General features: G+C 71.2%; 22 protein-coding genes and 2 tRNA genes. 15 read left to right on the plus strand and 9 right to left on the minus strand.

Going from position 1 to position 22,292, the window contains the following annotated elements; translation table 11 throughout:
• Window positions 1-8: 8 nt before the first annotated feature.
• Window positions 9-1,124, minus strand: a complete 1,116-nt coding sequence (locus tag Y09_RS06730; protein ID WP_053917048.1) for a site-specific integrase — start codon at window positions 1,122-1,124, stop codon at window positions 9-11.
• 83 nt (window positions 1,125-1,207) lie between these two features.
• A tRNA-Glu gene (locus Y09_RS06735) sits at window positions 1,208-1,280 on the minus strand.
• Window positions 1,281-1,433: 153 nt separating this feature from the next.
• Between Y09_RS06735 and Y09_RS06740 the strand changes: the two genes are divergently transcribed.
• Complete coding sequence (locus Y09_RS06740; RefSeq protein WP_053917049.1) at window positions 1,434-1,799, plus strand: metallopeptidase family protein; 366 nt, start codon at window positions 1,434-1,436, stop codon at window positions 1,797-1,799.
• A gap of 79 nt (window positions 1,800-1,878) precedes the next feature.
• Here Y09_RS06740 and Y09_RS06745 read toward each other — a convergent pair whose 3' ends face one another.
• A complete protein-coding gene (locus Y09_RS06745; protein ID WP_053917090.1) occupies window positions 1,879-2,547 on the minus strand; it encodes a response regulator transcription factor in 669 nt (222 codons plus the stop codon).
• Window positions 2,544-3,677, minus strand: a complete 1,134-nt coding sequence (locus Y09_RS06750; protein WP_234695656.1) for a sensor histidine kinase — start codon at window positions 3,675-3,677, stop codon at window positions 2,544-2,546. The genes Y09_RS06745 and Y09_RS06750 overlap by 4 nt, the downstream gene beginning before the upstream one ends.
• 156 nt (window positions 3,678-3,833) lie before the next feature.
• Between Y09_RS06750 and Y09_RS06755 the strand changes: the two genes are divergently transcribed.
• From Y09_RS06755 to Y09_RS06780, 6 genes are all read left to right on the plus strand, one after another.
• Window positions 3,834-4,769 (plus strand): ABC transporter ATP-binding protein, encoded by a 936-nt coding sequence (locus tag Y09_RS06755; protein ID WP_053917051.1) that lies wholly within the window; start codon window positions 3,834-3,836, stop codon window positions 4,767-4,769.
• A 30-nt stretch (window positions 4,770-4,799) separates the two neighbouring features.
• A complete protein-coding gene (locus Y09_RS06760) occupies window positions 4,800-5,534 on the plus strand; it encodes an ABC transporter permease (RefSeq protein ID WP_053917052.1) in 735 nt (244 codons plus the stop codon).
• A 129-nt stretch (window positions 5,535-5,663) separates the two neighbouring features.
• Entirely contained in the window at window positions 5,664-7,319 is a 1,656-nt protein-coding gene (locus Y09_RS06765; RefSeq protein ID WP_053917053.1) for an alpha/beta hydrolase, read from the plus strand.
• A 142-nt stretch (window positions 7,320-7,461) separates the two neighbouring features.
• Window positions 7,462-7,534, plus strand: a tRNA-Thr gene (locus Y09_RS06770).
• 124 nt (window positions 7,535-7,658) lie between these two features.
• On the plus strand, window positions 7,659-8,093 hold the full coding sequence (locus tag Y09_RS06775) for a Fur family transcriptional regulator (RefSeq protein ID WP_053917054.1): 435 nt from the start codon (window positions 7,659-7,661) through the stop codon (window positions 8,091-8,093).
• A gap of 102 nt (window positions 8,094-8,195) precedes the next feature.
• Complete coding sequence (locus Y09_RS06780) at window positions 8,196-9,707, plus strand: catalase (RefSeq protein WP_053917055.1); 1,512 nt, start codon at window positions 8,196-8,198, stop codon at window positions 9,705-9,707.
• Between the two features lie 98 nt (window positions 9,708-9,805).
• On the opposite strand, the gene Y09_RS06785 is transcribed toward Y09_RS06780, so the two are convergent.
• Both Y09_RS06785 and Y09_RS06790 read right to left on the minus strand, forming a co-directional pair.
• Window positions 9,806-10,189, minus strand: coding sequence for a universal stress protein (locus Y09_RS06785; protein WP_010550469.1), 384 nt, complete (start codon window positions 10,187-10,189; stop codon window positions 9,806-9,808).
• Between the two features lie 65 nt (window positions 10,190-10,254).
• On the minus strand, window positions 10,255-10,926 hold the full coding sequence (locus Y09_RS06790) for a 1-acyl-sn-glycerol-3-phosphate acyltransferase (RefSeq protein ID WP_053917056.1): 672 nt from the start codon (window positions 10,924-10,926) through the stop codon (window positions 10,255-10,257).
• Between the two features lie 208 nt (window positions 10,927-11,134).
• On the opposite strand from Y09_RS06790, the gene Y09_RS06795 reads away from it, so the two are divergent.
• The 4 genes from Y09_RS06795 (at window position 11,135) to nrdE (ending at window position 16,211) form a co-directional block, all read left to right on the plus strand.
• Complete coding sequence (locus tag Y09_RS06795; RefSeq protein ID WP_053917057.1) at window positions 11,135-12,757, plus strand: Gfo/Idh/MocA family protein; 1,623 nt, start codon at window positions 11,135-11,137, stop codon at window positions 12,755-12,757.
• Between the two features lie 639 nt (window positions 12,758-13,396).
• Window positions 13,397-13,654 (plus strand): glutaredoxin-like protein NrdH, encoded by a 258-nt coding sequence (nrdH, locus tag Y09_RS06800; RefSeq protein ID WP_010550466.1) that lies wholly within the window; start codon window positions 13,397-13,399, stop codon window positions 13,652-13,654.
• A 20-nt stretch (window positions 13,655-13,674) separates the two neighbouring features.
• Window positions 13,675-14,073, plus strand: a complete 399-nt coding sequence (gene nrdI, locus Y09_RS06805) for a class Ib ribonucleoside-diphosphate reductase assembly flavoprotein NrdI (protein ID WP_010550465.1) — start codon at window positions 13,675-13,677, stop codon at window positions 14,071-14,073.
• 5 nt (window positions 14,074-14,078) lie between these two features.
• Complete coding sequence (gene nrdE, locus Y09_RS06810; protein WP_053917058.1) at window positions 14,079-16,211, plus strand: class 1b ribonucleoside-diphosphate reductase subunit alpha; 2,133 nt, start codon at window positions 14,079-14,081, stop codon at window positions 16,209-16,211.
• Between the two features lie 78 nt (window positions 16,212-16,289).
• Here nrdE and Y09_RS06815 read toward each other — a convergent pair whose 3' ends face one another.
• Both Y09_RS06815 and Y09_RS06820 read right to left on the minus strand, forming a co-directional pair.
• Window positions 16,290-16,676, minus strand: a complete 387-nt coding sequence (locus tag Y09_RS06815; RefSeq protein ID WP_053917059.1) for a hypothetical protein — start codon at window positions 16,674-16,676, stop codon at window positions 16,290-16,292.
• Complete coding sequence (locus Y09_RS06820) at window positions 16,673-17,212, minus strand: hypothetical protein (protein ID WP_053917060.1); 540 nt, start codon at window positions 17,210-17,212, stop codon at window positions 16,673-16,675. The genes Y09_RS06815 and Y09_RS06820 overlap by 4 nt, the downstream gene beginning before the upstream one ends.
• Window positions 17,213-17,325: 113 nt before the next feature.
• Between Y09_RS06820 and Y09_RS06825 the strand changes: the two genes are divergently transcribed.
• Window positions 17,326-17,742, plus strand: coding sequence for a hypothetical protein (locus tag Y09_RS06825; protein ID WP_053917061.1), 417 nt, complete (start codon window positions 17,326-17,328; stop codon window positions 17,740-17,742).
• Between the two features lie 559 nt (window positions 17,743-18,301).
• Here the strand turns inward: Y09_RS06825 and Y09_RS06835 are convergent.
• Window positions 18,302-19,693 (minus strand): DUF418 domain-containing protein, encoded by a 1,392-nt coding sequence (locus tag Y09_RS06835; RefSeq protein WP_053917063.1) that lies wholly within the window; start codon window positions 19,691-19,693, stop codon window positions 18,302-18,304.
• A gap of 205 nt (window positions 19,694-19,898) precedes the next feature.
• Here Y09_RS06835 and nrdF point away from each other — a divergent pair, with 205 nt between their 5' ends.
• From nrdF to Y09_RS06850, 3 genes are all read left to right on the plus strand, one after another.
• Window positions 19,899-20,867, plus strand: a complete 969-nt coding sequence (gene nrdF, locus Y09_RS06840; protein WP_053917064.1) for a class 1b ribonucleoside-diphosphate reductase subunit beta — start codon at window positions 19,899-19,901, stop codon at window positions 20,865-20,867.
• Window positions 20,868-20,944: 77 nt separating this feature from the next.
• Window positions 20,945-21,649: a hypothetical protein gene (locus Y09_RS06845; RefSeq protein ID WP_053917065.1), complete on the plus strand. Its 705-nt coding sequence runs from the start codon at window positions 20,945-20,947 to the stop codon at window positions 21,647-21,649.
• Window positions 21,646-22,266, plus strand: a complete 621-nt coding sequence (locus Y09_RS06850) for a 4'-phosphopantetheinyl transferase superfamily protein (protein WP_053917066.1) — start codon at window positions 21,646-21,648, stop codon at window positions 22,264-22,266. The genes Y09_RS06845 and Y09_RS06850 overlap by 4 nt, the downstream gene beginning before the upstream one ends.
• Window positions 22,267-22,292: the final 26 nt, after the last annotated feature.

Here is a 22,292-nt window from a genome sequence, read left to right on the forward strand (position 1 = left end):
GGCGTTACTCATGCCGTGAGGGTGCGCTGCAGCTCCTCGAGCCGCGCCGCATGCGTCTCCGTCGGGCGGGTCCTGGACGGGACCAAATGGCCGTACACGTTGCTCGTCGTGGAGATGTCCGCATGGCCGAGGGCACGCGACACCTCGAACAGGTCCGCGCCCTGGGCCAGCATGTAGCTCGCGGCCCAGTGCCTCAGCGAGTGGATCTTCGGGACCGGCGACAGGCCCACCGCGGTGCACGCCGGCTTCCAGTGCGACTCCCAGAACGTGGAGTGCTTCACCGAGCCGCCGCGCGCGTTCGTGAACACGAACGCATCCGCCCCGCCCCGCTCGCCGAGCATCGCGATCACAGCAGGGGTCGTGACGATGCGGCGCGACGCCCGACGCGTCTTCGGTGCCCCGAGGATCCGGCCGTGGTGCTCGTCGTGCTTCCATGCCTGCCGTACCGCGATCCAGTCGGGCCCGACGTCCCGCCACGTCAGGGCGGTTGCCTCGCCCCAGCGGAGCCCCGTCGCGCCCAGCAGCCACACCAGCGGCTTGTACCGGTCCGTGATCGCGGCGTGCAGGGCGAGGAACTCCTGATCGGTGAGCAGCTCGAGCTCGGCGTGGGTCTTCGCCGGGAGCCGCACGCCCTTCGCGACGTTCGTGCGCACCCATCCGCGAGTCTCGGCGTGAGCGAGGATCGTGGAGATCAGGCCGTGCTCGTTCCTGATCGTCTTCGGGGCCGGCGGGCGCTTCGTCTTCTTCGAGGCGGTGCGGGCGCGGGTAGCGACCCACGACTCGATGTCGGCCCGGTCGAGGAGATGCACGGGTAGGCCCGTGTCGATCCCGGATCGGGCGAGGACACGTCGGTACTCGGCGGCGGTGCCGGGGGTGACGTCGGGGGCTTGGGCGATGTAGTCCTCGAGCGCCTTGTCCAGGGTGGGGACGGCGCGAGCTTCGGCGCGTCCGCGCTTCGCCCTGGCGGCTGCGCCGCCGATCCGTTCGACGAGGGCCTTGAAGTAGTCGGCCTGCTCGGGGGTGTCGAACGTCTCGGAGACGACGGTGCCTCCGGGCTTCTCGCGGAACATGACGCGGTGGGCGACGGTGCCGTTGGCGCGTTGGCGGTGCTGGATGGATGCCATGGGGGATGCCTCTCGTGTTGCCGAGAGTGTTGCCCGCAGGTCTGACATTCGGTGTTCCGTGCCTGTGACCAGCACCGGAGCAGTACCCCCAACGGGATTCGAACCCGTGTCGCCGGCGTGAAAGGCCGGTGTCCTGGGCCTCTAGACGATGGGGGCCCGGGGCGGTCGGAACCGCCCGTGCCAGAGCATACCTGCGGGCCCGGCACCGACGCTCGCGGGTTCGGGCGAGGTGCGTCCTATCCGACACGGATCCGACCGGCCCGGAGGCCGACGGCCCCACGGCGCGGGCGGGCGTGGTTCGATGACCGCATGATCCAGATCAGCCGAGCGGAGTTCGAGGAGGCGGTCGACGACGCCCTGGACTCGCTGCCGGACGAGGTCGCCCAGGCGATCGCGGAGGCGAACGTCGCGATCCTCGTCGAGGAGGAGCCGACGCCCGAGCAGGCCCGCGGTGCCGAGCTGCTGGGCCTGTACGAGGGGGTGCCGCTGGATCGGCGCTCGGTCTTCGACGGGTTCCGCCAGCCGGACCGGATCTTCGTCTTCCGCGGCCCGCTGCAGCGCCATGCCCGCTCCCGCGAGCACCTGGTCCGCGAGATCGCGGTGACGGTGCTGCACGAGCTCGGCCACCTCTTCGGGATCAGCGACGAGCGCCTCCACGAGCTGGGCTGGGGCTGATCGACGTACTGGCGAGGGAAGAGCCGGTAGGAGATCAGCCGATCGAGCTGGGGGTAGGGCGCGTACCGCCCCGCTTCCTTCAGAGCTGGTCGGCGTCGAGGTCAGTCAGCGCGGCCTCGTGGGCGATGATCGCGATCTGCACGCGGTTGGTGCAGTCGAGCTTCGCGAAGATCTTCGAGACGTGCGCCTTCACCGTCGCCTCGCTCATGAACAGCCGCATCCCTATCTGGGCGTTGGACAGCCCCGCCCCGACGGCGCCGAGCACCTCGGTCTCGCGCTCGGTGAGCTGGTCGAGGCCTGGGTGGCGCTCCTGCCGGGAACCCGGGTTCGCGTCGGAGAAGTGGGAGAGCATCCGGCGGGTCACGGTGGGGGAGAGCATCGCCTCGCCGCCGGCGACCACGTGCACGGCCCGGGCGAGGTCCTGCGGCGGGGTGTCCTTGAGCAGGAACCCGCTGGCGCCGGCCTCGAGCGCCTGGAAGACGTACTCGTCCATGTCGAAGGTGGTCAGCATGATGATCTTCGGCGCGCCGGTCAGCGCGGTGACCGCCTTCGTCGCCGCGATCCCGTCGAGGGTGGGCATGCGCACGTCCATCAGGAGCACGTCGGGCCGGTGCTTCTGCACCAGCGGCACCGCCTCGGAGCCGTCGGCCCCCTGGCCCACCACCTCGATCCCCGGATCGGCGCCGAGGATCATCGCCAGCCCGGCCCGGACCAGGGAGTCGTCGTCGATCAGTCCCACGCGCGTCACGTCGCCGTCGGCCACGGGATCACCGCCCTCACTTCGAATCGTCCGTCGTCGGTCGGGCCCGAGGTGATGGACCCGCCCGCATGGGTCACCCGCGTCTCGATGCCGGACAGGCCCATCCTGGCCCCCGGCAGATCCGTCGTGAACCCCTTGGGGAGCACATTACTGACCTCGATCACGAGGTCGGTGCCGGGCTCGCCGATCAGCGCCACCCGGGCCCGGGTGTGCAGCGCGTGCTTGTGGATGTTGGTCAGGCCCTCCTGGACCACGCGGAAGGCGGTGCGCGCCAGGGGATCGGGGACCGGGTCGTCGATGAAGTCGAACAGGTCCACCGACACCCCCGCCTCCTGCGAGGTGGTCACCAGGCGCCGCACGTCCTCCCAGGTGGGCTGCGGGGCCAGCGGCGCCTGCTCCTCGTCCCCGCGCAGCACCCCCAGCACCTCCCGCAGCTCGGACAGCGCCGTGGTCGCGGTGCCGCGGATCAGGGAGGCGGACTGCTGGACCTGCGCGCGGCCCATGTCGGGGTTCACCTCGAGCGCTCCGGCCTGCAGGGCGACCAGCGAGATCTTGTGCGCGACGATGTCGTGCATCTCGCGGGCGATCCGGGTGCGCTCGGCGCGGCGGGCCTGCTCCTCGGCCGCGGCCCGTCCGGACTCCGCCTGCTCGGCCCGCTCGCGCAGCTCCGCCAGCAGCGCGCGCCGCACCGCCGTGTAGAGACCGATCGAGGTCGACGCCGCCACGACCAGCGTGGTCAGCACGATCGTCATCAGCGCCGCCTCGGGCTGGTCGCCCATCAACAGCAGCGGGGTGAGCGTGGCGGTGCCCGCCGCGAGCAGCGCGAACAGCAGCGTCAGCACGCGGTTCGGGCAGCGGGTGGAAAAGGTGTACGTGGCGATGATCAGCACGGTGATCGAGCCCGAGAAGGCGTTGGCGATCTGCACCAGCGGCAGCAGCCACGGCCAGTGCCGGTGCCGGGCGAGCAGCGCGACGCCCAGAAGCAGCGCGACGACGCCCTGCCAGCGGCCGATCGCGGAGGTGGCGAGCAGCGTCGTCGCCGCCGCCTCCGCGGCGACGGCGACGACGATCAGCCCTTCCTGCCAGCGACGACGGGCGGGCGCTCCTGGGTGGTCCACCCGGTCACTGTAGCGGCGCGCACCTTCCGCGCCGCCGCACGGGACGGGGTCGGCGACCATCGTCGGACGGGGACCGTCAAGGAGCCGACGTTCGTCGCCCGCGCACGGACCCGTGGTCGCTGTCGCCGCGCCGCGGCGGGGGAGGAGCGTGGAGCCATGACCTCCACCACCGCCACCGGCCCGACCCTCGAGGTGCGTGCGCTGAGCAAGCGCTACGGCGCCCGCGCCGCCGTCGACGCCCTCTCCTTCTCCTGCAGCCCCGGCACGGTCACCGGCTTCCTCGGCCCCAACGGGGCGGGGAAGTCCACCACCCTGCGGATCCTCACCGGTCTCGCCGAGGCGGACGACGGCATGGCCCTGATCGGCGGCCGTCGCTACCGCGCGCTGGAGCATCCCGCCCGCACCGTCGGCGTGATGCTCGATGCGCGCGCCCTCCACGGCGGCCGCACCGGGATCGAGACCCTGCGCCTGACCGCCCGCACCCTCGGAATGCCGCGCGACCGCGCCGAGGAGGTGCTCGAGACCGTCGGCCTCGAGCAGGCCGCGACCAAGCGCGTGGGCGGCTACTCCTACGGCATGCGCCAGCGGCTCGGGATCGGCGTCGCGCTCATGGGCGACCCCTCGGTGCTCGTGCTCGACGAGCCCGCCAACGGCCTGGACCCCGAGGGGATCCGCTGGATGCGCCGCCTGCTGCGCTCCTTCGCCGACGCCGGCGGCACCGTGCTCCTCTCCAGCCACCAGCTGCGCGAGGTCGAGGCGACCGTGGACCGGCTGGTGGTGATCTCCGAGGGGCGCCTGGTGCGCGAGGGCCCGCTCGAGGAGCTCACCGCCGTGACCGGCACCCGCGTCGCCGCGCTGGACCAGGCGGCGCTGCGCCGCGCCCTGGACGCCCACGGCATCGCCTTCGAGCTGCGCGCCGGCGGCGAGCTCGCCGTCAGCCTCGCCCCCGAGGACATGGGCCGCCTCGCCCTGCGCGAGCAGCTCGTGCTCACCTCCCTCGGCGCGGGCGCCGGCACCGGCCTGGAGGAGGTGTTCTTCGCGCTGACCGGGCACGAGGAGTCCTCCGCCGACGAACCCGCCCCCGCCCTCTGACCTCCGCCCTCCGACCGCCAGGAGACCCTCGTGCGACCCGACATCGACCTGCGCGCCTTCCTCGACACCCGAGGCGCGAAGATCCTGCTGACCCTGTCCCTGCTCGCCGTGGCCGGCTTCGCCGCGCTCGGCGGCCTGATCCAGCCCGCGCTCGTCCCCGACCGCACCGCCGATCTCGAGACGACCTTCTTCGTGATCTCGCTGCCGCTGACCCTGATCATCCCCGCCCTGACCGTGTGGATCACGGCGGGGGAGTGGTCCGACGGCTCGATCCAGATCACCCTCCTGCAGCGCCCCGGACGCCTGGCCGTCCTGGCCTCCAAGGCGATCGCGGCGCTGGTGGTGTTCGTCGCGCTGGCGGCGGTGAGCATCGGCCTGGCCGCCGCGAGCACCTGGATCGGCGGGGAGCTGATCGGCGAGGGGGCGGTGCTCTCGAGCATCGAGGGGGTGCTGACCACGCAGCTCGCGAACCTCGGTGCGACGTTCCTGTTCTCCCTCGCGATGGGCATGCTGCTGCAGTCCACCGTGCTGGGTCTGGTCGCCGCGATCGGCATCCCCTTCGTCATCGGGACCGCCTCGAACCTGGCCATGGCCTTCGGCTCGCAGACCCTGGCGGACGTCATCGCCGCGGTGGACCTCTCCGGCGCCTCGCTCGCCCTGGCGAACGGGGAGGCCGGTGCGTTCGAGCTGCTGCCGCTGGTCCTGCTCGTCCTGCTCCCCGCCGCGCTCGGGGCGCAGAGGTGGCGGCACCGGGAGATCGGCTGACGGCGGACGCACCGCCGAGGCCGGACGCTCCGCGGACGACGACGGGGCCCTGACGTCGGGAGATCGGCGGGGAAGCGTCCTAGGATGGCCGGGCCCCACGGATGCTTCCCCCATGGACAAGGACCCCGCATGACGCCCCTCCCCGGCACTCGACGCCCCCTCGCCCGCCTCGCCGCCGCGGCGGCCGTCGCGACGATGCTCCTGGCGGGCTGCACGGAGGGAGCCGCTCCGGAGGAGGACGCCCCGGCCGGCAGCGAGGCGAGCGATGCCGGCGGCGCGAGCGACGCCGGCGGCGCGGGCGAGGACTCCGCCGACGAGGGCCCGGCGCTCGAGGAGACCGGGACCTCCGCGGCGGTCGACCTGCCGACCGACCCGGCCGAGGACCCCGCCTACGAGGCCTACTACTCGCAGCAGATCGAGTGGGGCCCCTGCGAGGACGTGGACGCCGAGGGCGCCGAGTGCGGGACGATCACGGTGCCGCTGGTCTGGAACGATCCCGAGGCCGGGGACATCGAGATCGCCGTCGGCCGCCTCGCCGCCGACGGGGAGTCGAAGGGCTCGCTCGTGACCAACCCGGGCGGACCCGGCGGCTCGGGCGTGAACTTCCTGCCGTCGGCGGAGATCCTGATCTCCCCCGAGGTGCGTGCGAGCTACGACGTCATCGGCTTCGACCCCCGCGGCGTGAACCGCTCGGAGGGGATCGAGTGCCTCGACGACGCGGAGACCGACGAGTACCTCGCCGCGACCGGGGACCCCGCTGCGGAGGATGCGAGCGCACTCGCCGAGGAGTGGGGTGCGCGCGTGGCCGAGGCCTGCGAGGCGAACTCCGGCGACGTCCTGCCCTATCTCGACAGCTACTCCGCGGCCCGTGACATGGATGTGCTGCGCGCGGCGCTCGGGAGCGAGGAGCTCGACTACCTCGGCTACTCCTACGGCACCTATCTCGGCGCGAGCTACGCCGAGCTGCACCCCGAGCGGGTGGGGCGCTTCGTGCTGGACGGCGCGATCGACCCCGACATGTCCATGGACGAGTTCTCCGCCGGCCAGGCCGAGGGCTTCGAGCACGCGACCGAGGCCTTCCTGGCCCGCTGCCTCGAGGCCGGCGACGCCTGCCCCTTCCGCGGCGACGAGGCCGAGGCGAAGGAGCAGCTGCTGAGCTTCTTCGAGAGCGTGGACGAGACCCCGCTGGACACCGGGGACCCCGAGCGGCCGCTGACCGGGGCCCTCGCCCGCTCCGCCGTGCTGACGCTGCTGTACGACGACGCGCAGTGGGAGTACGGGCGCGAGGCGCTCGCCGCCGCGATGAACGGCGACGGCTCCCAGCTGCTGTACATCGCGGACCTCTCCTCCGAGCGCCGCGACGACGGGACCTACCGCACCAACGCCGCCTTCGCGATCACGGCCGTGAACTGCCTGGACCACCCCGGGGTCGCCGACGAGCAGTGGGTCGAGCAGGAGGCCGAGCGCCTCGCCGAGGAGTTCCCGACCTTCGGCCCGATGCTCGGCGGGGACGGCTGCGCCCAGTGGCCCGAGGAGCCCGTGCGCGAGCCCGCGCCGATCACCGCCGAGGGCGCCGGCCCGATCCTGGTCGTCGGCACCACCGGCGATCCCGCCACCCCCTACGCATGGTCGGAGGAGCTCGCCTCGCAGCTCGACGACGCGACGCTGCTGACCTACGAGGGGGAGGGCCACACCGCCTACGGCCGCTCGGGCGGGTGCATCGAGGAGCAGGTCGACGCCTATCTCCTCGAGGGGACCGTGCCCGAGGACGGGCTGCGCTGCTGAAGCGCGCGAGGCGGTCGACGGCTCGGCGCTCCGCCGCGGACCGGCCGTGCCGACGAGCGTGACGCGGATCGCGCCGGGACGCTTTGCGCCTGGCCAGCCAGGTCACGTACAGTGATCCGGTCCGCCGCGCGTGCGCGGCGACGCCGCCTTAGCTCAGTCGGTAGAGCGATTCACTCGTAATGAATAGGTCGCCGGTTCGATTCCGGCAGGCGGCTCCGGATCACGGGCCCGGCCCCCTCGAGGGGGCCGGGCCCGTTCTCGTCGGCGGGGGAGGGGCCGGCGTGGACGGGCCCGCTCGCTTTCTTGAGATTGTCCAGAAAGCGGGCTAGACTGGGGGCCATGACGACCACCGACCACACCTCCGCCCTGCGGAGCGTCGGCCTGCGCGTGACCGCTCCGCGGCTCGCGACCCTGGCCGCGGTCGAGGCCCACCCGCACTCCGATGCGGAGGCGATCGCCCAGGCCGTGCGCGAGAACCTCGGCACAGTCTCCCGCCAGGCCGTCTACGACGTGCTCAACGCCCTCTCCGACGCCGAGCTGCTGCGACGCGTCTCCGTCGGCGGGCGCTCCATGCGCTACGAGATGCACCGCCACGACAACCACCACCACCTGGTGTGCCGCAGCTGCGGACGTCTCGAGGACGTCCCCTGCGCCGTCGGCGCAGCGCCCTGCCTGATCCCGCACGAGGACCACGGCTTCTCGATCGAGATGGCCGACGTCGTCTACCGCGGGACGTGCAGCGACTGCCGCGAGCGCGAGGCCGCCACCCCCTGAACCCCCTGACCCGGCTCCGGCCGGATCGGGGTCCTTGACCGCCCACGACTGTCAGAGCGTTTCGTCACGACCTGTCAGAAAAACCACCCCGAGGAGAACTCAATGACCCACCTGGATCCCACGGCCCATCACGACTCGACGATCCCGTCGACCACCGAGTCCGGCGCCCCCCGCGAGTCCGATGCGCATTCGCTGAGCGTCGGCGCCGACGGCCCGCTGCTGCTCCACGACGTCGCCCTGGTCGAGAAGCTCGCCCGCTTCGATCGCGAGCGCGTCCCGGAGCGCAGCCCCCACGCGAAGGGCTCCGGCGCCTTCGGCGAGCTCGAGGTGACCGAGGACGTCTCGCAGTACACCAAGGCGGACCTGTTCCAGCCGGGTCGGAAGACCCCGCTGCTGCTGCGCTTCTCGACCGTCGCCGGCGAGCTCGGCTCGCCCGACACCTGGCGCGACGTGCGCGGCTTCGCGCTGAAGTTCTACACCCAGCAGGGCAACTACGACCTGGTCGGCAACAACACGCCGATCTTCTTCCTGCGCGACCCGATGAAGTTCCCCGACTTCATCCACTCCCAGAAGCGCACCCCGGACTCCGGCCTGCGCGACAACACCATGCAGTGGGACTTCTGGACCAACTCCCCCGAGAGCGCCCACCAGGTCACCTACCTCATGGGCGAGCGCGGCCTGCCGAAGTCATGGCGGCACATGAACGGCTACGGCTCCCACACCTACATGTGGATCAACGCCTCCGGCGAGAAGTTCTGGGTCAAGTACCACTTCCACACCGATCAGGGCATGGAGTTCCTCTCGAACGAGGAGGCGGACCGTCTCGCGGGCGTGGACGGCGACTACCACCGCCGCGACCTGTTCGAGTCGATCGAGAACGGCGACTTCCCGAGCTGGACCGTCTCCGTCCAGGTGATCCCGTACGAGGACGCGAAGACCTACCGCTTCAACATCTTCGACCTCACCAAGACGGTCTCCCACCAGGACTACCCGCTGATCAAGGTCGGCCGGATCACGCTGAACAAGAACCCCCGGAACCACTTCGCGCAGATCGAGCAGGCCGCCTTCAGCCCCTCGAACACCGTGCCCGGTATCGGGCTGTCCCCGGACAAGATGCTGCTGGGGCGCTCGTTCTCCTACCCGGACGCCCAGCGCCACCGCATCGGGACCAACTTCAACCAGCTGCCGGTCAACCAGCCGGTCGTGCCCACCAACTCCTACGACAAGGAGGGGCACATGGAGTTCCTGCACTCCGGCGATGCGCCGGTCTACGCCCCGAACTCCTACGGTCGCGGCTACCAGGACGCCCAGGGTCCGGTCGAGAACGGCTGGGAGTCCGACGGCGAGATGGTCCGCGCGGCCTACACCCTCCACGCCGAGGACGGCGACTTCGTCCAGCCCGGCATCCTCGTTCGCGAGGTCTTCGACGACGCTCAGCGTGAGGGGCTGGTCGAGACGGTCTCCGGTGCGCTGAGCACCGTCGAGGAGCCGGTGCTGTCCAAGGCCTTCCAGTACTGGAAGAACGTGGACCAGGCGATCGGTGAGCGCATCGTGCAGGCCGTCATGGCCGACCAGGGCGATGACCAGCCGGGCGGCGCCCCCACGGACGCCTGAGGGTCCGGCCTCCAGGGTCGTCCGCGGGGCGACCCCGGGACGCCGACGCGGCCCGTCCCCTGCGGGGGGCGGGCCGCGTCGGCGTCCCGGGGGAGGGATCAGACGACGAGCACGTCGCTGGGGGAGGAGAGCAGGAGCTTCTGCACGGTCAGGCCCAGCAGGTGGCGGGCGAGGTCGTTCTGGCGGCGCACGCCGAGCACGAGCAGCTCGGCCCTCTCCTCCTCGACCACCTGCAGCAGGACGTCGGCGATGTCGTCCTCCGTGGTCTCCTGGCGGAAGGCGACGCGCACGGTGGTGCGGCGGAGCTCGTCACGGGCGATCTCGAGCTGCTGCTCGTCGGCGTGGCGGGGGTCCTCCTCGACGCCTGCGCGCAGCACGTTGACCACCACCAGCGGCCCGCCGCGCTGCTCGGCCTCCTCGCGTGCCGCGGCCAGCGCCTTGAAGCCCACCTCGGTGGGGATGAATCCGACGACGACGGCCATCTGCTCTCCTGGCTGGGGTGCTCTCGGGCGACGGCCGCGACCTCGGTGTGCGGCCTGGTGCGATCCTACTGGTCCCGGGACCGTGCCGAGGGACCGTCGGCCCGGCGCTGACCGGACAGCGCCTGGATCTCATCCATGATCCGGGCGGTCAGGAGGCGTCGGCGCGCCCCCTTGGAGGCGGAGGGGTCGATCTCCTCGAGGGTGATCGGGGTGCCCACCCGGATCGTCATCTCGCCGCGGCGGGGGATCAGGGAGGAGAACATGTGCTGGGTGCCCTTGACCCCGACCGGGATCACGGGGCAGCCCGACTCGAGCGCGAGCCAGGCCGCGCCCTGCTTGCCCGGATGCAGCAGCCCGTCCTTGGAGCGGTGCCCCTCGGGGTAGACGGCGAAGCCCTCCCCGTTGCGCAGCACCTCGAGCCCGGCCTGCAGCGCGCCCTTGCCGGAGGAGAGCGCCTCGCGGTCCACCGGCACCGCGCCGACGGCGTCGAAGAACCAGCGCAGCACCACGCCGTGCGGGCCCTTCTGCGTCCACAGCGACTCCTTGGCCACGAAGCGGATCGCTCGAGGCAGGACCACCGGGATCATGAAGCTGTCGATGTTGGCGAGGTGGTTCGAGGCGATCACGAAGCCGCCCTCGGGCGGCACGTTCTCCAGCCCGCTGACCCGCGGGTTCCACAGCAGCCTCACGATCGGGCGCACGAATCCCCGCACATCGGTGTAGAAGCGTCCGACCACGGGTCCTCCTCAGGGTTCGATCAGCGCCCCACGATAGCGCCGCGGGCGGGGGCGACGGAGCGGCGTCCCTGTGATCGTCGTCCCTGCCCGTGTGGTAGAACAGGCGTGCGATCGTGCCCGGTCCAGGTGCGATGCCGGAGACGGCCCGGCGCCCGTCGTCCCGACGGCGCAGCCGCCCCTCCCTGCCGAGCCCCCGAGGAGCCTGTCGATGCCGAAGATCCTGAACATCGCCGTGGTCGGCGCCGGAACCATGGCGCAGGCCGTGCACCTGCCGGTGCTGCGCCGGCGCTGGGACCGCTTCAGCGTGGCCGCGCTGGTGGACCACTCGCCCCGTCGGCGCCGCGAGGCCTCCGAGGTGTGGGGCATCGAGGAGGAGCGCCGCTACGAGACCGTCGCGGATCTCGTCGCCGCGGTGCGCGCGCGGACCCTCTCCCTGGACGGCGTGCTGCTGTCGACCGACGGGCTCCACGTCGACGACCTGCTCGCGATCGTGCGCCGCGGCATCCCGGTGATGGTCGAGCCGCCGCTGGGCTACTCCGAGGAGGAGATCGCGAAGGTCGCCGAGTTCGAGCGGATCGCGGGACGGCGCCTGGTGATGCTGGCCCATCCCCAGCAGTACGACGACTCCGTGGCCCGGATGTCCGAGCACATCGCGACCAAGGATCTGCGGATGGTGGACCACGAGGTCCTCATGCCCGCGAGCCAGCCCCTGTTCGGCCAGGCCCACGTCACCACCTCCTCCTACGACCTGCCCACGGAGCAGCGCACGGCGCGGCGCAAGGCGCTCCAGGCCGCCGTCGAGGCGGGCACCGGCGACGGCGCCACCCAGCGCGACCGGGACCTGTACGTCAAGGGTCTGCTCACCGGTGTCGCCCATCAGATGGCGGTCACCGAGGCGGCCTACGGCCCGATCGAGAAGCTCGTCGCGGTGCGGCACTGGCCCAAGGGAGTGATCCCCGGATCGATCGAGCTGCTCGGCGAGCTCGGCAGCGGGGCGCAGGTGCGCCTGGTGTGGCACTACCTCCCCTTCGCCCCCGAGTACTCCGAGACGCTCCAGGTGCTCTCCGCCCGGCGCCGCATGCGCCTGGACCTGCCCGCGCCCTCACACGGCGACGCCCGCTCAACGGTCTCGCTGCGGGAGAAGAAGTCGGGCGTGGTCCAGGAGGTCGCGACCACCGCGCCGAAGGGCTCGGCCGAGCTGATGTGGGAGGCCTTCCACGCCTTCGTCGAGAAGGGTGAGGCGCCGCTGGCCGGCGCCGCCGAGGCGCTGCGCCAGGTGGTGCTGCTGCGCGAGGTGCTCGCCACCATCGTGGAGGCCGACGGCCGCAGCCTCGAGGCCGAGCCGGAGCAGGACTCCGGAACCGAGGAGGCGCCCGGGGCAGAGGAGGGGGCAGAGGCTGAGGAGCCGTCGGCCCAGACGGAGGAGCCGTCGGCCGAGGCGGCGACCACGGGCGCGGTCCGCGCGGACGAGGAGCCCGCCGACGGGGCGTCCGCCCCCTCCGCGACCGTCGAGGTCGAGCTGCCCGGGGCGGAGCCCGCGCCCGAGACCCTCGAGCAGCCCGTGACCGATCCTTCCGGCGAGCGGCCTGCTGCCGCGTACGCCGAGGCGGAGCCGGCCGCCGAGCCGTCGTCCGATCCGACTCCCGGACGGGCCCCGGAGGCGAGGCCCGTCGCGGAGCCCGCGCGCGAGACCCTCGAGCAGCCTGCGGCGCCGAGCACCGAGGAGGTCGTCGACGCCTGGTCCGGCGGCGCCGAGGGCGCACCGGTCGCGGCCGAGGACGCACCGCCCGCGACCGCGGACCCCGCCGTCCCGGAGGACCCGCGCCGCTGAGACGTCCCGTCGGCGCTGCCGCGCCGTCGGCCCCGGCGGCCCGCAGACCGTCGCCGAGAGCCCCCGTCGTCCCCGTCCGGGGAGGGCGGGGGCTCTCGGCGTCGGCTCCCTGCATCCGAGCCCCGGTCCGGTGGTCCGCGCCCCGGATCCGGCGCCCCGGCGGGGGACGGCCGGGGGATGGACGGGGGACGGCGGGGGACACGCCGACGACACGCCCGCGACACGCCGGGGCGCGCGCGGGACACGCCGGGAGACACCTCACTCGGAGGCCAGTTCCGACCGCTCCGGGAGGGCTGCGGAGGGTGCCTGTCCACCGTCGGCGTCGGCCGCCCGGAGCGCCGTCCACAGCGGGTTGTGCACGTATCAGCGGTGCTCGCACGGGAGGCCGCCGCTCCGTCCCCAGCGAGCACCCCTCCATCCACATGCTGTCAACAACGCGTTGTGGATGACACTCCTGTAGTTCAGTACATCTTGTGGTCGTCGCGCCGAGCCACCACTAGGTGTAGTGTTGATGTCGTCGCGGCGCACAGGGCTCCTGCGGGAGTCCACAGCCTCGCGACACGGTCCTCGGACCTCCTGAACATCTCCTTCTCGCCCCTGTCCTGCGCCTCGGCGCGACGCTCCTGAAAGGCACTTCCCTTGGACATCACCGTGTACTCGAAGCCCCTCTGCGTGCAGTGCGATGCCACCAAGCGCGCGCTGAACAAGGCGGGCGTCGCCTACGACGTCGTCGACATCACCGAGGACGCCGACGCGCTCGCGAAGGTGAAGTCCCTCGGCTACGTCCAGGCGCCCGTCGTCATCACCGGCGAGGACCACTGGTCGGGCTTCCGCCCCGACAAGATCAAGGCGCTCGCGGGCGTCGGCGCCGAGCAGCGCCGCACCGCCGCGATCTGAGAGGCCGGGGAGGCGTCGGCGTGACCCGTCTCGTCTACTTCTCCTCGGTGTCCGGCAACACCAAGCGCTTCGTCGAGAAGCTCGGCCTGCCGGCCCATCGGATCCCGCTCTACCCCAAGGACGATCCCCTCGTCGTCGACGAGGACTTCGTCCTGCTGGTCCCGACCTACGGCGGGGGCAACGGCCGGGGCGCCGTGCCCAAGCAGGTCATCAAGTTCCTCAACGACGAACGCAACCGACGGCACATCCGCGGTGTGATCAGCGCGGGGAACACCAACTTCGGGGAGGCCTACTGCTTGGCCGGGGACATCATCTCCGCCAAGTGTCAGGTCCCCCACATGTACAAGTTCGAACTGTTCGGCACTCCGCGCGATGTGACGCGGGTCCACGACGGATTGGAAGAGTTTTGGCGACACTGACCGAGATGCCCCCGGTCGAGCACAACAGGCAGCTCGACTACCACGCGCTGAACGCGATGCTGAACCTGTACGGCCCGGACGGCAGCATCCAGTTCGAGAAGGACCGCGAGGCCGCGCGGGAGTACTTCCTGCAGCACGTGAACCCCAACACGGTGTTCTTCCACTCGCTGCGCGAGAAGATGGACTACCTCGTCGAGAACGACTACTACGAGCCGGAGGTGCTCGAGCAGTACGAGTTCTCCTTCATCGAGTCGCTCTCCGAGCAGGCCTTCGCGAAGAAGTTCCGCTTCCCCACCTTCCTCGGCGCGTTCAAGTACTACACCTCGTACACGCTGAAGACCTTCGACGGCAAGCGGTACCTCGAGCGTTTCGAGGACCGCGTGGTGATGGTCGCCCTGACCCTCGCGCGCGGCGACGAGCAGCTCGCCCGCAACCTCGTCGACGAGATCCTCGACGGCCGCTTCCAGCCGGCCACCCCCACCTTCCTCAACGCCGGCAAGGCCCAGCGCGGCGAGCTCGTCTCGTGCTTCCTGCTGCGCATCGAGGACAACATGGAGTCCATCGGCCGCTCCATCAACTCCGCGCTGCAGCTGTCCAAGCGCGGCGGCGGTGTCGCGCTGCTGCTGAGCAACCTGCGCGAGTACGGTGCGCCGATCAAGCACATCGAGAACCAGTCCAGCGGCGTCATCCCCGTCATGAAGCTGCTCGAGGACTCCTTCTCCTACGCCAACCAGCTCGGCGCGCGTCAGGGCGCCGGTGCGGTGTACCTCAACGCCCACCACCCCGACATCCTGCGCTTCCTGGACACCAAGCGCGAGAACGCCGACGAGAAGATCCGCATCAAGACCCTGTCCCTCGGCGTCGTGATCCCCGACATCACCTTCGAGCTCGCGAAGAACAACGAGCCGATGTACCTGTTCTCCCCGTACGACGTGGAGCGCGAGTACGGCAAGCCCTTCGCGGACGTGAACGTCTCGGAGGTCTACCACGAGATGGTGGACAACCCCCGCATCTCGAAGAAGAAGATCAAGGCCCGCGACTTCTTCCAGGTCCTCGCCGAGATCCAGTTCGAGTCCGGCTACCCGTACATCATGTTCGAGGACACCGTGAACCGTGCGAACCCCATCGCCGGCAAGGTGACCCACTCGAACCTGTGCTCCGAGATCCTGCAGGTCTCCACGCCCTCCACCATGAACGTCGACCTCACGTACGACGAGATGGGCCGGGACATCTCCTGCAACCTCGGCTCGCTGAACATCGCCAAGGCGATGGACTCCCCGGACTTCGCCCAGACCATCGAGACCGCGATCCGCGGCCTCACCGCGGTCTCGGACACCTCCGACATCGAGTCCGTGCCCACGATCGCCGAGGGCAACCGGAAGTCCCACGCCATCGGCCTCGGCCAGATGAACCTCCACGGCTATCTCGCCCGGGAGCGGGTGTTCTACGGCTCGGAGGAGGGCATCGACTTCACCAACATGTACTTCTACGCGGTCACCTATCACGCGATCCTCGCGTCGATGAGACTCGCGAAGGAGCGCCAGGAGAAGTTCTACGACTTCGAGAACTCGAAGTACGCCACCGGCGAGTACTTCCAGAAGTACACCGAGCAGGTGTGGGAGCCGGCGACCGACAAGGTCCGCGAGCTGTTCGCGAACTCGAACGTGCACCTGCCCACCCAGGACGACTGGAAGCAGCTGCAGGCCGAGGTCGCCGAGCACGGGATGTACAACGCCTACCTGCAGGCCGTGCCGCCCACCGGCTCGATCTCGTACATCAACCACTCCACCTCCTCGATCCACCCGATCGTCTCCAAGATCGAGATCCGCAAGGAGGGCAAGATCGGCCGGGTGTACTACCCCGCGCCGTACATGACCAACGACAACCTCGAGTACTACGAGGACGCGTACGAGATCGGCTACGAGAAGATCATCGACACCTACGCCGCGGCCACGCAGCACGTGGACCAGGGCCTGTCGCTGACGCTGTTCTTCAAGGACACCGCCACCACGCGCGACGTCAACCGGGCGCAGATCTACGCCTGGCGCAAGGGCATCAAGACCCTGTACTACATCCGCCTGCGCCAGATGGCGATCGAGGGCACCGAGGTCGAGGGCTGCGTCAGCTGCATGCTGTGACGGCCTGACCCGCGGCACACGGCCCGCTCCCGGAGAGATCCGGGGGCGGGCCGTTCGTCATGCCCGGCGGGTGCGGCGTCAGTCCAGGAACGTGTCGATCGCGGAGTCGGCAAGGGTCGCCCCGACATAGCTGCCGACCAGGTCTCCGGTGATGCCGCCGACGACGCCGCCGACGCCTGCTCCGGTGACACCACCGGCCGCCGCGCCGGGAACTGCGCCGACACCGCCTGCAGGTGCCCCCGCCGCCGCTCCGCCGCCGCCGCCGAACAGTCCACCGACCCCGGTGCCGATCGAAGTGCCGGCCATCCCGCCGACGAAGCTTCCGGCGAACGAGCCGACGAAGTTCACGCCTCCGTCGAGGATGGCCCGCGAGACCCTCTCCCCGGTCGAGAGATCGGTCCGCGTCGCGTCATCGTGCCAGCGATCGATACCGGCCGTCACGCCCGTGAAGATGTCTCCGATCACGGGGATGATGCGGGGACGCTGCCCTTTCCCATGGCGAACTCGCCGAAGTTCTTGGCGAAGCTGTGCGCGAGGCCGATGAGTCCCCCAGCGCTGTCGGCGCCGTCGATCCCGATGTTCTCCTTCAGGTTCTGCCAGAACTCCCCGAACGAGACATCACCCCAGTCGGCGCCCAGGAACGAGGCGGCAGATGACATGCCTGCTTCCATGGGGGCCGGGCCCCCGGTCGGCGCCGCGGGCTCAGAACCACCTTGTGACCCCGCAGGGGCGGAGGCGTCTTCCTGCTCCTCGACGTGGGCGTCGAGATCCCCGCCGCGGGTCCTCAGCGACTCGGCGGCGGTGGTGAGCTGACCGCGGACCGACGAGTCGAAGGCGGTGGCGAAGCCCTCCGCATCAGGTCCGATCCAGTCCGTGCCGAGGACTGCGCCGACCCGCGTGGAGAGCGACTCGAGAAGAGTGCTGAGGGATTCTGCGCGCTCGGTGAATCGGCCGGCGAGGTCGGTGACCTCGGCAGTGTTCATCCCCTGGAATACGGTCATGGCTGCTCCACCCGTCCGGCACGCATGGTTCGACTGGTCACGTCGACGGAATCCGGTGCAGGGCGAGGACGACATGGGGAGAGGTCCCCATGCGGTGATGGGAGGATGCCGGCATGGATCTCTCGCTCGCCCTGATCGCGCTGGCACTGTTCCTCCTCGGCGGTGCCCTCGCAGTCCTCGCGATGCTGTGCCGTGCCGGTCGAGGACGGGTCTTCCGCGCCTGGGTCGACACTCACGGCGTGGGGCCGGGCCGAGGATTCGCCTACGCGGAGACCACGGTGCTCGTGCTGCTGCCGCTGTGCACGCAGACCATCTTCGTGGCCGGCGGGGTGGTGGGGCTCGCCTCCGTCGAATTGCTGCGTGAGACGACGACATCGGCCCTGGTGCCTGCCGCAGTGGTCCTCGAAGTGCTGATCTGGGTCGTGGTGCTCCTCGTGATCGGCTACCGCTCCGTGCTTCCGCTGTGGATCTATCCTGCGTGGCTGCGTCCGCCGCGACGTCGTGACCGGGAACTCATCCGCGCACGGTGAGGAGGGGCCGCAACACGTCACGCGCTGCGTCGGTCGGATCTGCCCCGATGAAGCGCCCACTGCCTTCCTCGGACACGATCAGATAGCGACCGCGCACCTGCAGGAGGACTGCTCGGCGGTCGCCGTCGACCCGGCGGCGGACGAGCTGGACGGCCCGCGGCGGAGCTGCCTCGAGCGCCGGATCCGACACCGGGGGCAGCACGGTCGCCGACTCCAGCAGATAGCCCCATGCCCTCTCTCGGGAGCTGCTCGAGCTCGCCCTGGTTGAGCTCGAAGACCCCGCCGTCGCCCCGCAGATCATGCGCCGCGCCCGGCGCCTCCCACCCGACGCGCTCCCCGTCGGCCTCGACGATATGGTGCGGCCGTACCTGGACCATGAGCTCGACGAGCGCCGACTGCAGGCGGGGCTCATGCTGGAGCGCTTGGCTGAGGCTTCCGGCAAGGGGTGAGTCGGCCGACGCGGGAATCGGGGGGAGATCAGGCCGCCGAGTGCTGCATGTGGACCGTCATCGCGCCTCGGTGACGGTCCGGAGGCAGCACTCGGTGGTCTGCGACGGGCTCAGCGCGTCGCCGGCGTCTGGTCGATCTTCCCGTAGGTCATCCGGCGCAGCAGCTTCTCCGCCGGGCCGCGCATCCCGCGCGCGCCCATCCAGGCCGCGATCGGCAGCGACACCAGCCACACCGCGAAGGCGATCGCGATCGACGGGGCGGTCGAGAGCGTCCCGCCGAGCCCGAGGCCCCAGGCGGCCATCAGCGGCGCGAGCAGCAGCGACTGGAACAGGTAGAAGGTCAGGGAGCGCTGCCCGACCGCGGCGAGGGTCCGCTCGACCGCGCCGGGCTCGCGGGTGCGGGCCGGGGCGGCCTCCGCGCGGGGCACGCCGTAGGCGCGCTCGGCGGGGGAGAGGTCCCGGTCGGCCGACGGGTCGGGTCGATGCGCCTCGTCGACGGCCGTCCTCCCCTCGAGGCGGAGCGCGAGCAGCCCGAACAGGGCCGCGTATCCGATCCCGCAGGCGATGCCGGTGAGCGAGGTGAGCCCCGTCAGCATCCACGGCGCCGCGGCGGGCAGCTCGTAGAGGCCGAGGATCGCGAGAGCTTCCGGCACGCCGCCGAGCCAGCCGATCGCGATGCCGATCACCGCGGTGCGCCGAAGCAGGCGCACGTGACGCCACGGCTCGTCGAGGATCCGTCGGCGGGCCGCGAGCCAGCCCAGCAGGATCGGCAGCGGAGCTCCCATCAGCGCTGCGAAGGGCAGCGACACCGCCCACAGCCCGAGCCGGTACAGCATCGAGACGAGATAGGGAGTGTCGTAGGCGACGGGGCGGACGAAGCCGGTGCCCATGTCCGTCGCCGCCATCTCGGCAGTCACCTCGGCCGGCACGAAGTACGTCAGCGCCACGCCGCTGAGCATGCTGAACAGCGCGAACAGCGCCATCACCGCCGCGAGCACGATCACCCAGATGCGCAGGGTGCGGGAGCGCCGGCCGAAGAACCACCACACCAGCACCAGCGCGCTGACCGCGTACACCCCGAGGATGTCGCCGTAGAACAGCAGCGCAGCGTGCAGCGCCCCGAGCAGCAGCATCGCCCAGTGGCGGCGGCGCATCATCACCCGCACCGCGCCGGGGGCGAGGCCGCGGTCGATCCTCGATCGGTAGAACTGCACCATCCCGTAGCCGAACAGGAACGCGAACAGCGGCATCGCCCGGTGGTCCACCGCGACCGTCATCACCGCCTGCGCGATCGAGTCCAGCGGCCCGTCGGCCGGGATGTGCGGGGTGCCGCCGACGGACTCCGAGGAGCGCCACAGGTACCAGGAGACGTTGGCCACCGCGATCAGCGCGAGCATCAGCCCGCGCGCGACATCGGGGGCGAGGGATCGGGGCGGCGCGACCGCAGGGGCCGATGCGGACGAGGGGTCGGGAGCGTGCGCGGAGACGGGAGCGGAGGTCACGGCAGGGCCTTCCGGAGCGGCGGACGTCGTGCCCGTCACGCTAGTGCGCCAGCGCCCGCACGCCCCACGACGAAAGTCATGGATCGGGCTCTCGATCGGTGGTGGGAAGCACCTCTCCGCGGCGGGCCGGAGAGCCCCGTGCGAGCCTTCGATGCCTAGACTGGAGAGCACCCGACGACGACCCCTGAGGAGCAGTGAGGCTGCGGTGAACGACCACCTGAAGACGACGGTCCAGGCGATCAACTGGAACCGGATCCCGGACCCGAAGGACCAGGAGGTCTGGGACCGCCTGACCGGCAACTTCTGGCTTCCCGAGAAGGTGCCGCTGTCCAACGACGTCCAGTCCTGGAACCGGCTGCCCGAGTCCGAGCAGCAGCTGGTGATGCGCGTGTTCACGGGCCTGACCCTGCTGGACACGGTGCAGGGCACCGTGGGCGCGGTCTCCCTGATCCCCGACGCGATCACGCCCCACGAGGAGGCGGTGTACACCAACATCGCGTTCATGGAGTCGGTGCACGCGAAGTCGTACTCCCAGATCTTCTCGACGCTGTCGAACACCAAGCAGATCGACGAGGCCTTCCGCTGGAGCGAGTTCAACGAGCCGCTGCAGAAGAAGGCGAACATCGTCATGGACTACTACCAGGGCGACGACCCGGAGAAGCGCAAGGTCGCCTCGACCCTGCTGGAGTCCTTCCTGTTCTACTCCGGCTTCTACCTGCCGATGCACTACTCCAGCCGCGGCGAGCTGACGAACACGGCGGACATCATCCGCCTGATCATCCGCGACGAGGCCGTGCACGGCTACTACATCGGCTACAAGTTCCAGAAGGCCGTGGAGAAGGCCGACGCCGCCCGCCAGGCGGAGCTGAAGGAGTACACCTTCTCGCTGCTCATGGAGCTGTACGACAACGAGGAGGAGTACACCGAGGACCTCTACGACCCGGTCGGCTGGACCGAGGAGGTCAAGACCTTCCTGCGCTACAACGCGAACAAGGCGCTGATGAACCTCGGCTACGAGGCGCTGTTCCCGCAGGACCAGGTCGAGGTGAACCCCGCGATCCTCGCCTCGCTCTCCCCGAACGCGGACGAGAACCACGACTTCTTCTCCGGCTCCGGCTCGAGCTACGTCATGGGCAAGGCCGTCGAGACCGAGGACGACGACTGGGACTTCTGAGCCCCATTCGCCTCGGAGGCCCGGAGACGCAGCACGCTGCCTCTCCGGGCCTCCTGCTGTCCGCCTACGCTGGGGCCGTGGCCTCCCGTCGGCACCCCACCGAGCTCCAGCAGCGCGAGCACCTCGCGCTGCGCTTCGGGCTCGTGCTGCGCCGCGACGCGGGGGAGCTCGCCCGGCGGGAGCGGACCGGCCGGGCGACGGCCGCCGCGCTCGCCGTGCCCTACTACGCCCTGCTGCACCACGGGAACGTCGTGCCCCGTCAGGCCCTCGCGCAGCGCGGGCGCCTGGACGGCGTGGTCGCGGTGCGCCTGCCCGGACCCGGCGCGGACGCGGCCGAGGTGACCGGCTGTGCGGAGCTGATCGCCAGGGTGCTCATGGCCGAGCACGAGGCCCGCGGCGCGGTCTACTCGATCCGCACCGAGCGCTGGGACGCGACGACGGGGGAGGGGCTGCTCCGGATCGACGCGGCGAGCGCGCTCGGAGGGCCGACGGACGTGCCCATCGCGGACGGCGACCTCGACCCGCTGCTGCACGCCCTGTTCCGGACCGTCGATCCGCACGGGCGGGGCCTCGCGATCGTGCGCGACCCGATCGCGGTGCGGGAGTACCCGGCGACGACCTGGCGCTGGCTCGTGCCGCTGCGGGAGCAGTCCTCGCTAGAGGAGTTCGCCGAGCTCCACCGCCGGATGTCCTTCGCGGTGCTGACGGCGCTCGTCGGCGCCCCGCCGCGCGATCTCGCGCCGCTGAAGTCCGTGCCCGACTGGTACGTGGACCTGCCGTGAGCGCCGGTCTCCCCGCCGACCTGCTGCGTCTCCACCCCGTCACGGCCGACGCTGATCGCGCCCTCGCCGCCCACGTCGCCGACGTGGTGGGCGTGCAGCCCGACGAGATCCGGGTGGGACGGCACTGCCCGGCCTGCGGCGCGGTCTCCCACGGCCGGCCCTGGGCGCGGGTCGTCGGCACGGCCGACGGGGGCGCGGAGACCCCGGGCGGGGCTGACGGGGGCGCGGGGACCCGGGGCAGAGCCGACGGACGGGCGACCGCAGGGCGAGGCGCTGCCACGAGCACGCGTCCGGTGCTCGGCGTGAGCCTCTCCCGCTCGGGCCCGCACCTGCTCACCGCCGTGCGCGTCGGCGGCGGGATCGGGGTGGACCTCGAGGAGGCCGCGGCGGTCGACCGCGGCTGGGATCCCTCGCTCGTGCTGCACCCGGCGGAGGTCGGCCAGGACCGCACCGCCGAGGACCGGGCCCGGCTCTGGGCCGGCAAGGAGGCGGTGCTCAAGCTCCTCGGCACCGGGTTGCGCACCCCGATGCCCGAGGTGCGCCTTGCGGAGCATGATCTGCGCGAGGCCGAGGCGCCCGACGGGTTCGTGATCCTGGTGGCGCTGTCGCAGAGCTGACCGCGCCGGAGCCGTCGGCGCGGGCG

The sequence above is a fragment of the Brachybacterium sp. SW0106-09 genome (genome assembly GCF_001293905.1).
Classification (GTDB): domain Bacteria; phylum Actinomycetota; class Actinomycetes; order Actinomycetales; family Dermabacteraceae; genus Brachybacterium; species Brachybacterium conglomeratum.

What these genes read in the sequence shown, in the direction of transcription:
- nrdE (WP_053917058.1), top strand. Translation starts at nt 14,079, where the DNA reads ATGCCCCCGGTCGAGCACAACAGGCAGCTCGACTACCACGCGCTGAAC.
- Y09_RS06795 (WP_053917057.1), top strand. Translation starts at nt 11,135, where the DNA reads ATGCCGAAGATCCTGAACATCGCCGTGGTCGGCGCCGGAACCATGGCG.
- Y09_RS06825 (WP_053917061.1), top strand. Translation starts at nt 17,326, where the DNA reads ATGGATCTCTCGCTCGCCCTGATCGCGCTGGCACTGTTCCTCCTCGGC.
- Y09_RS06820 (WP_053917060.1), bottom strand. Translation starts at nt 17,212, where the DNA reads ATGACCGTATTCCAGGGGATGAACACTGCCGAGGTCACCGACCTCGCC.
- Y09_RS06755 (WP_053917051.1), top strand. Translation starts at nt 3,834, where the DNA reads ATGACCTCCACCACCGCCACCGGCCCGACCCTCGAGGTGCGTGCGCTG.
- Y09_RS06765 (WP_053917053.1), top strand. Translation starts at nt 5,664, where the DNA reads ATGACGCCCCTCCCCGGCACTCGACGCCCCCTCGCCCGCCTCGCCGCC.
- Y09_RS06730 (WP_053917048.1), bottom strand. Translation starts at nt 1,124, where the DNA reads ATGGCATCCATCCAGCACCGCCAACGCGCCAACGGCACCGTCGCCCAC.
- Y09_RS06780 (WP_053917055.1), top strand. Translation starts at nt 8,196, where the DNA reads ATGACCCACCTGGATCCCACGGCCCATCACGACTCGACGATCCCGTCG.
- Y09_RS06775 (WP_053917054.1), top strand. Translation starts at nt 7,659, where the DNA reads ATGACGACCACCGACCACACCTCCGCCCTGCGGAGCGTCGGCCTGCGC.
- Y09_RS06785 (WP_010550469.1), bottom strand. Translation starts at nt 10,189, where the DNA reads ATGGCCGTCGTCGTCGGATTCATCCCCACCGAGGTGGGCTTCAAGGCG.
- Y09_RS06740 (WP_053917049.1), top strand. Translation starts at nt 1,434, where the DNA reads ATGATCCAGATCAGCCGAGCGGAGTTCGAGGAGGCGGTCGACGACGCC.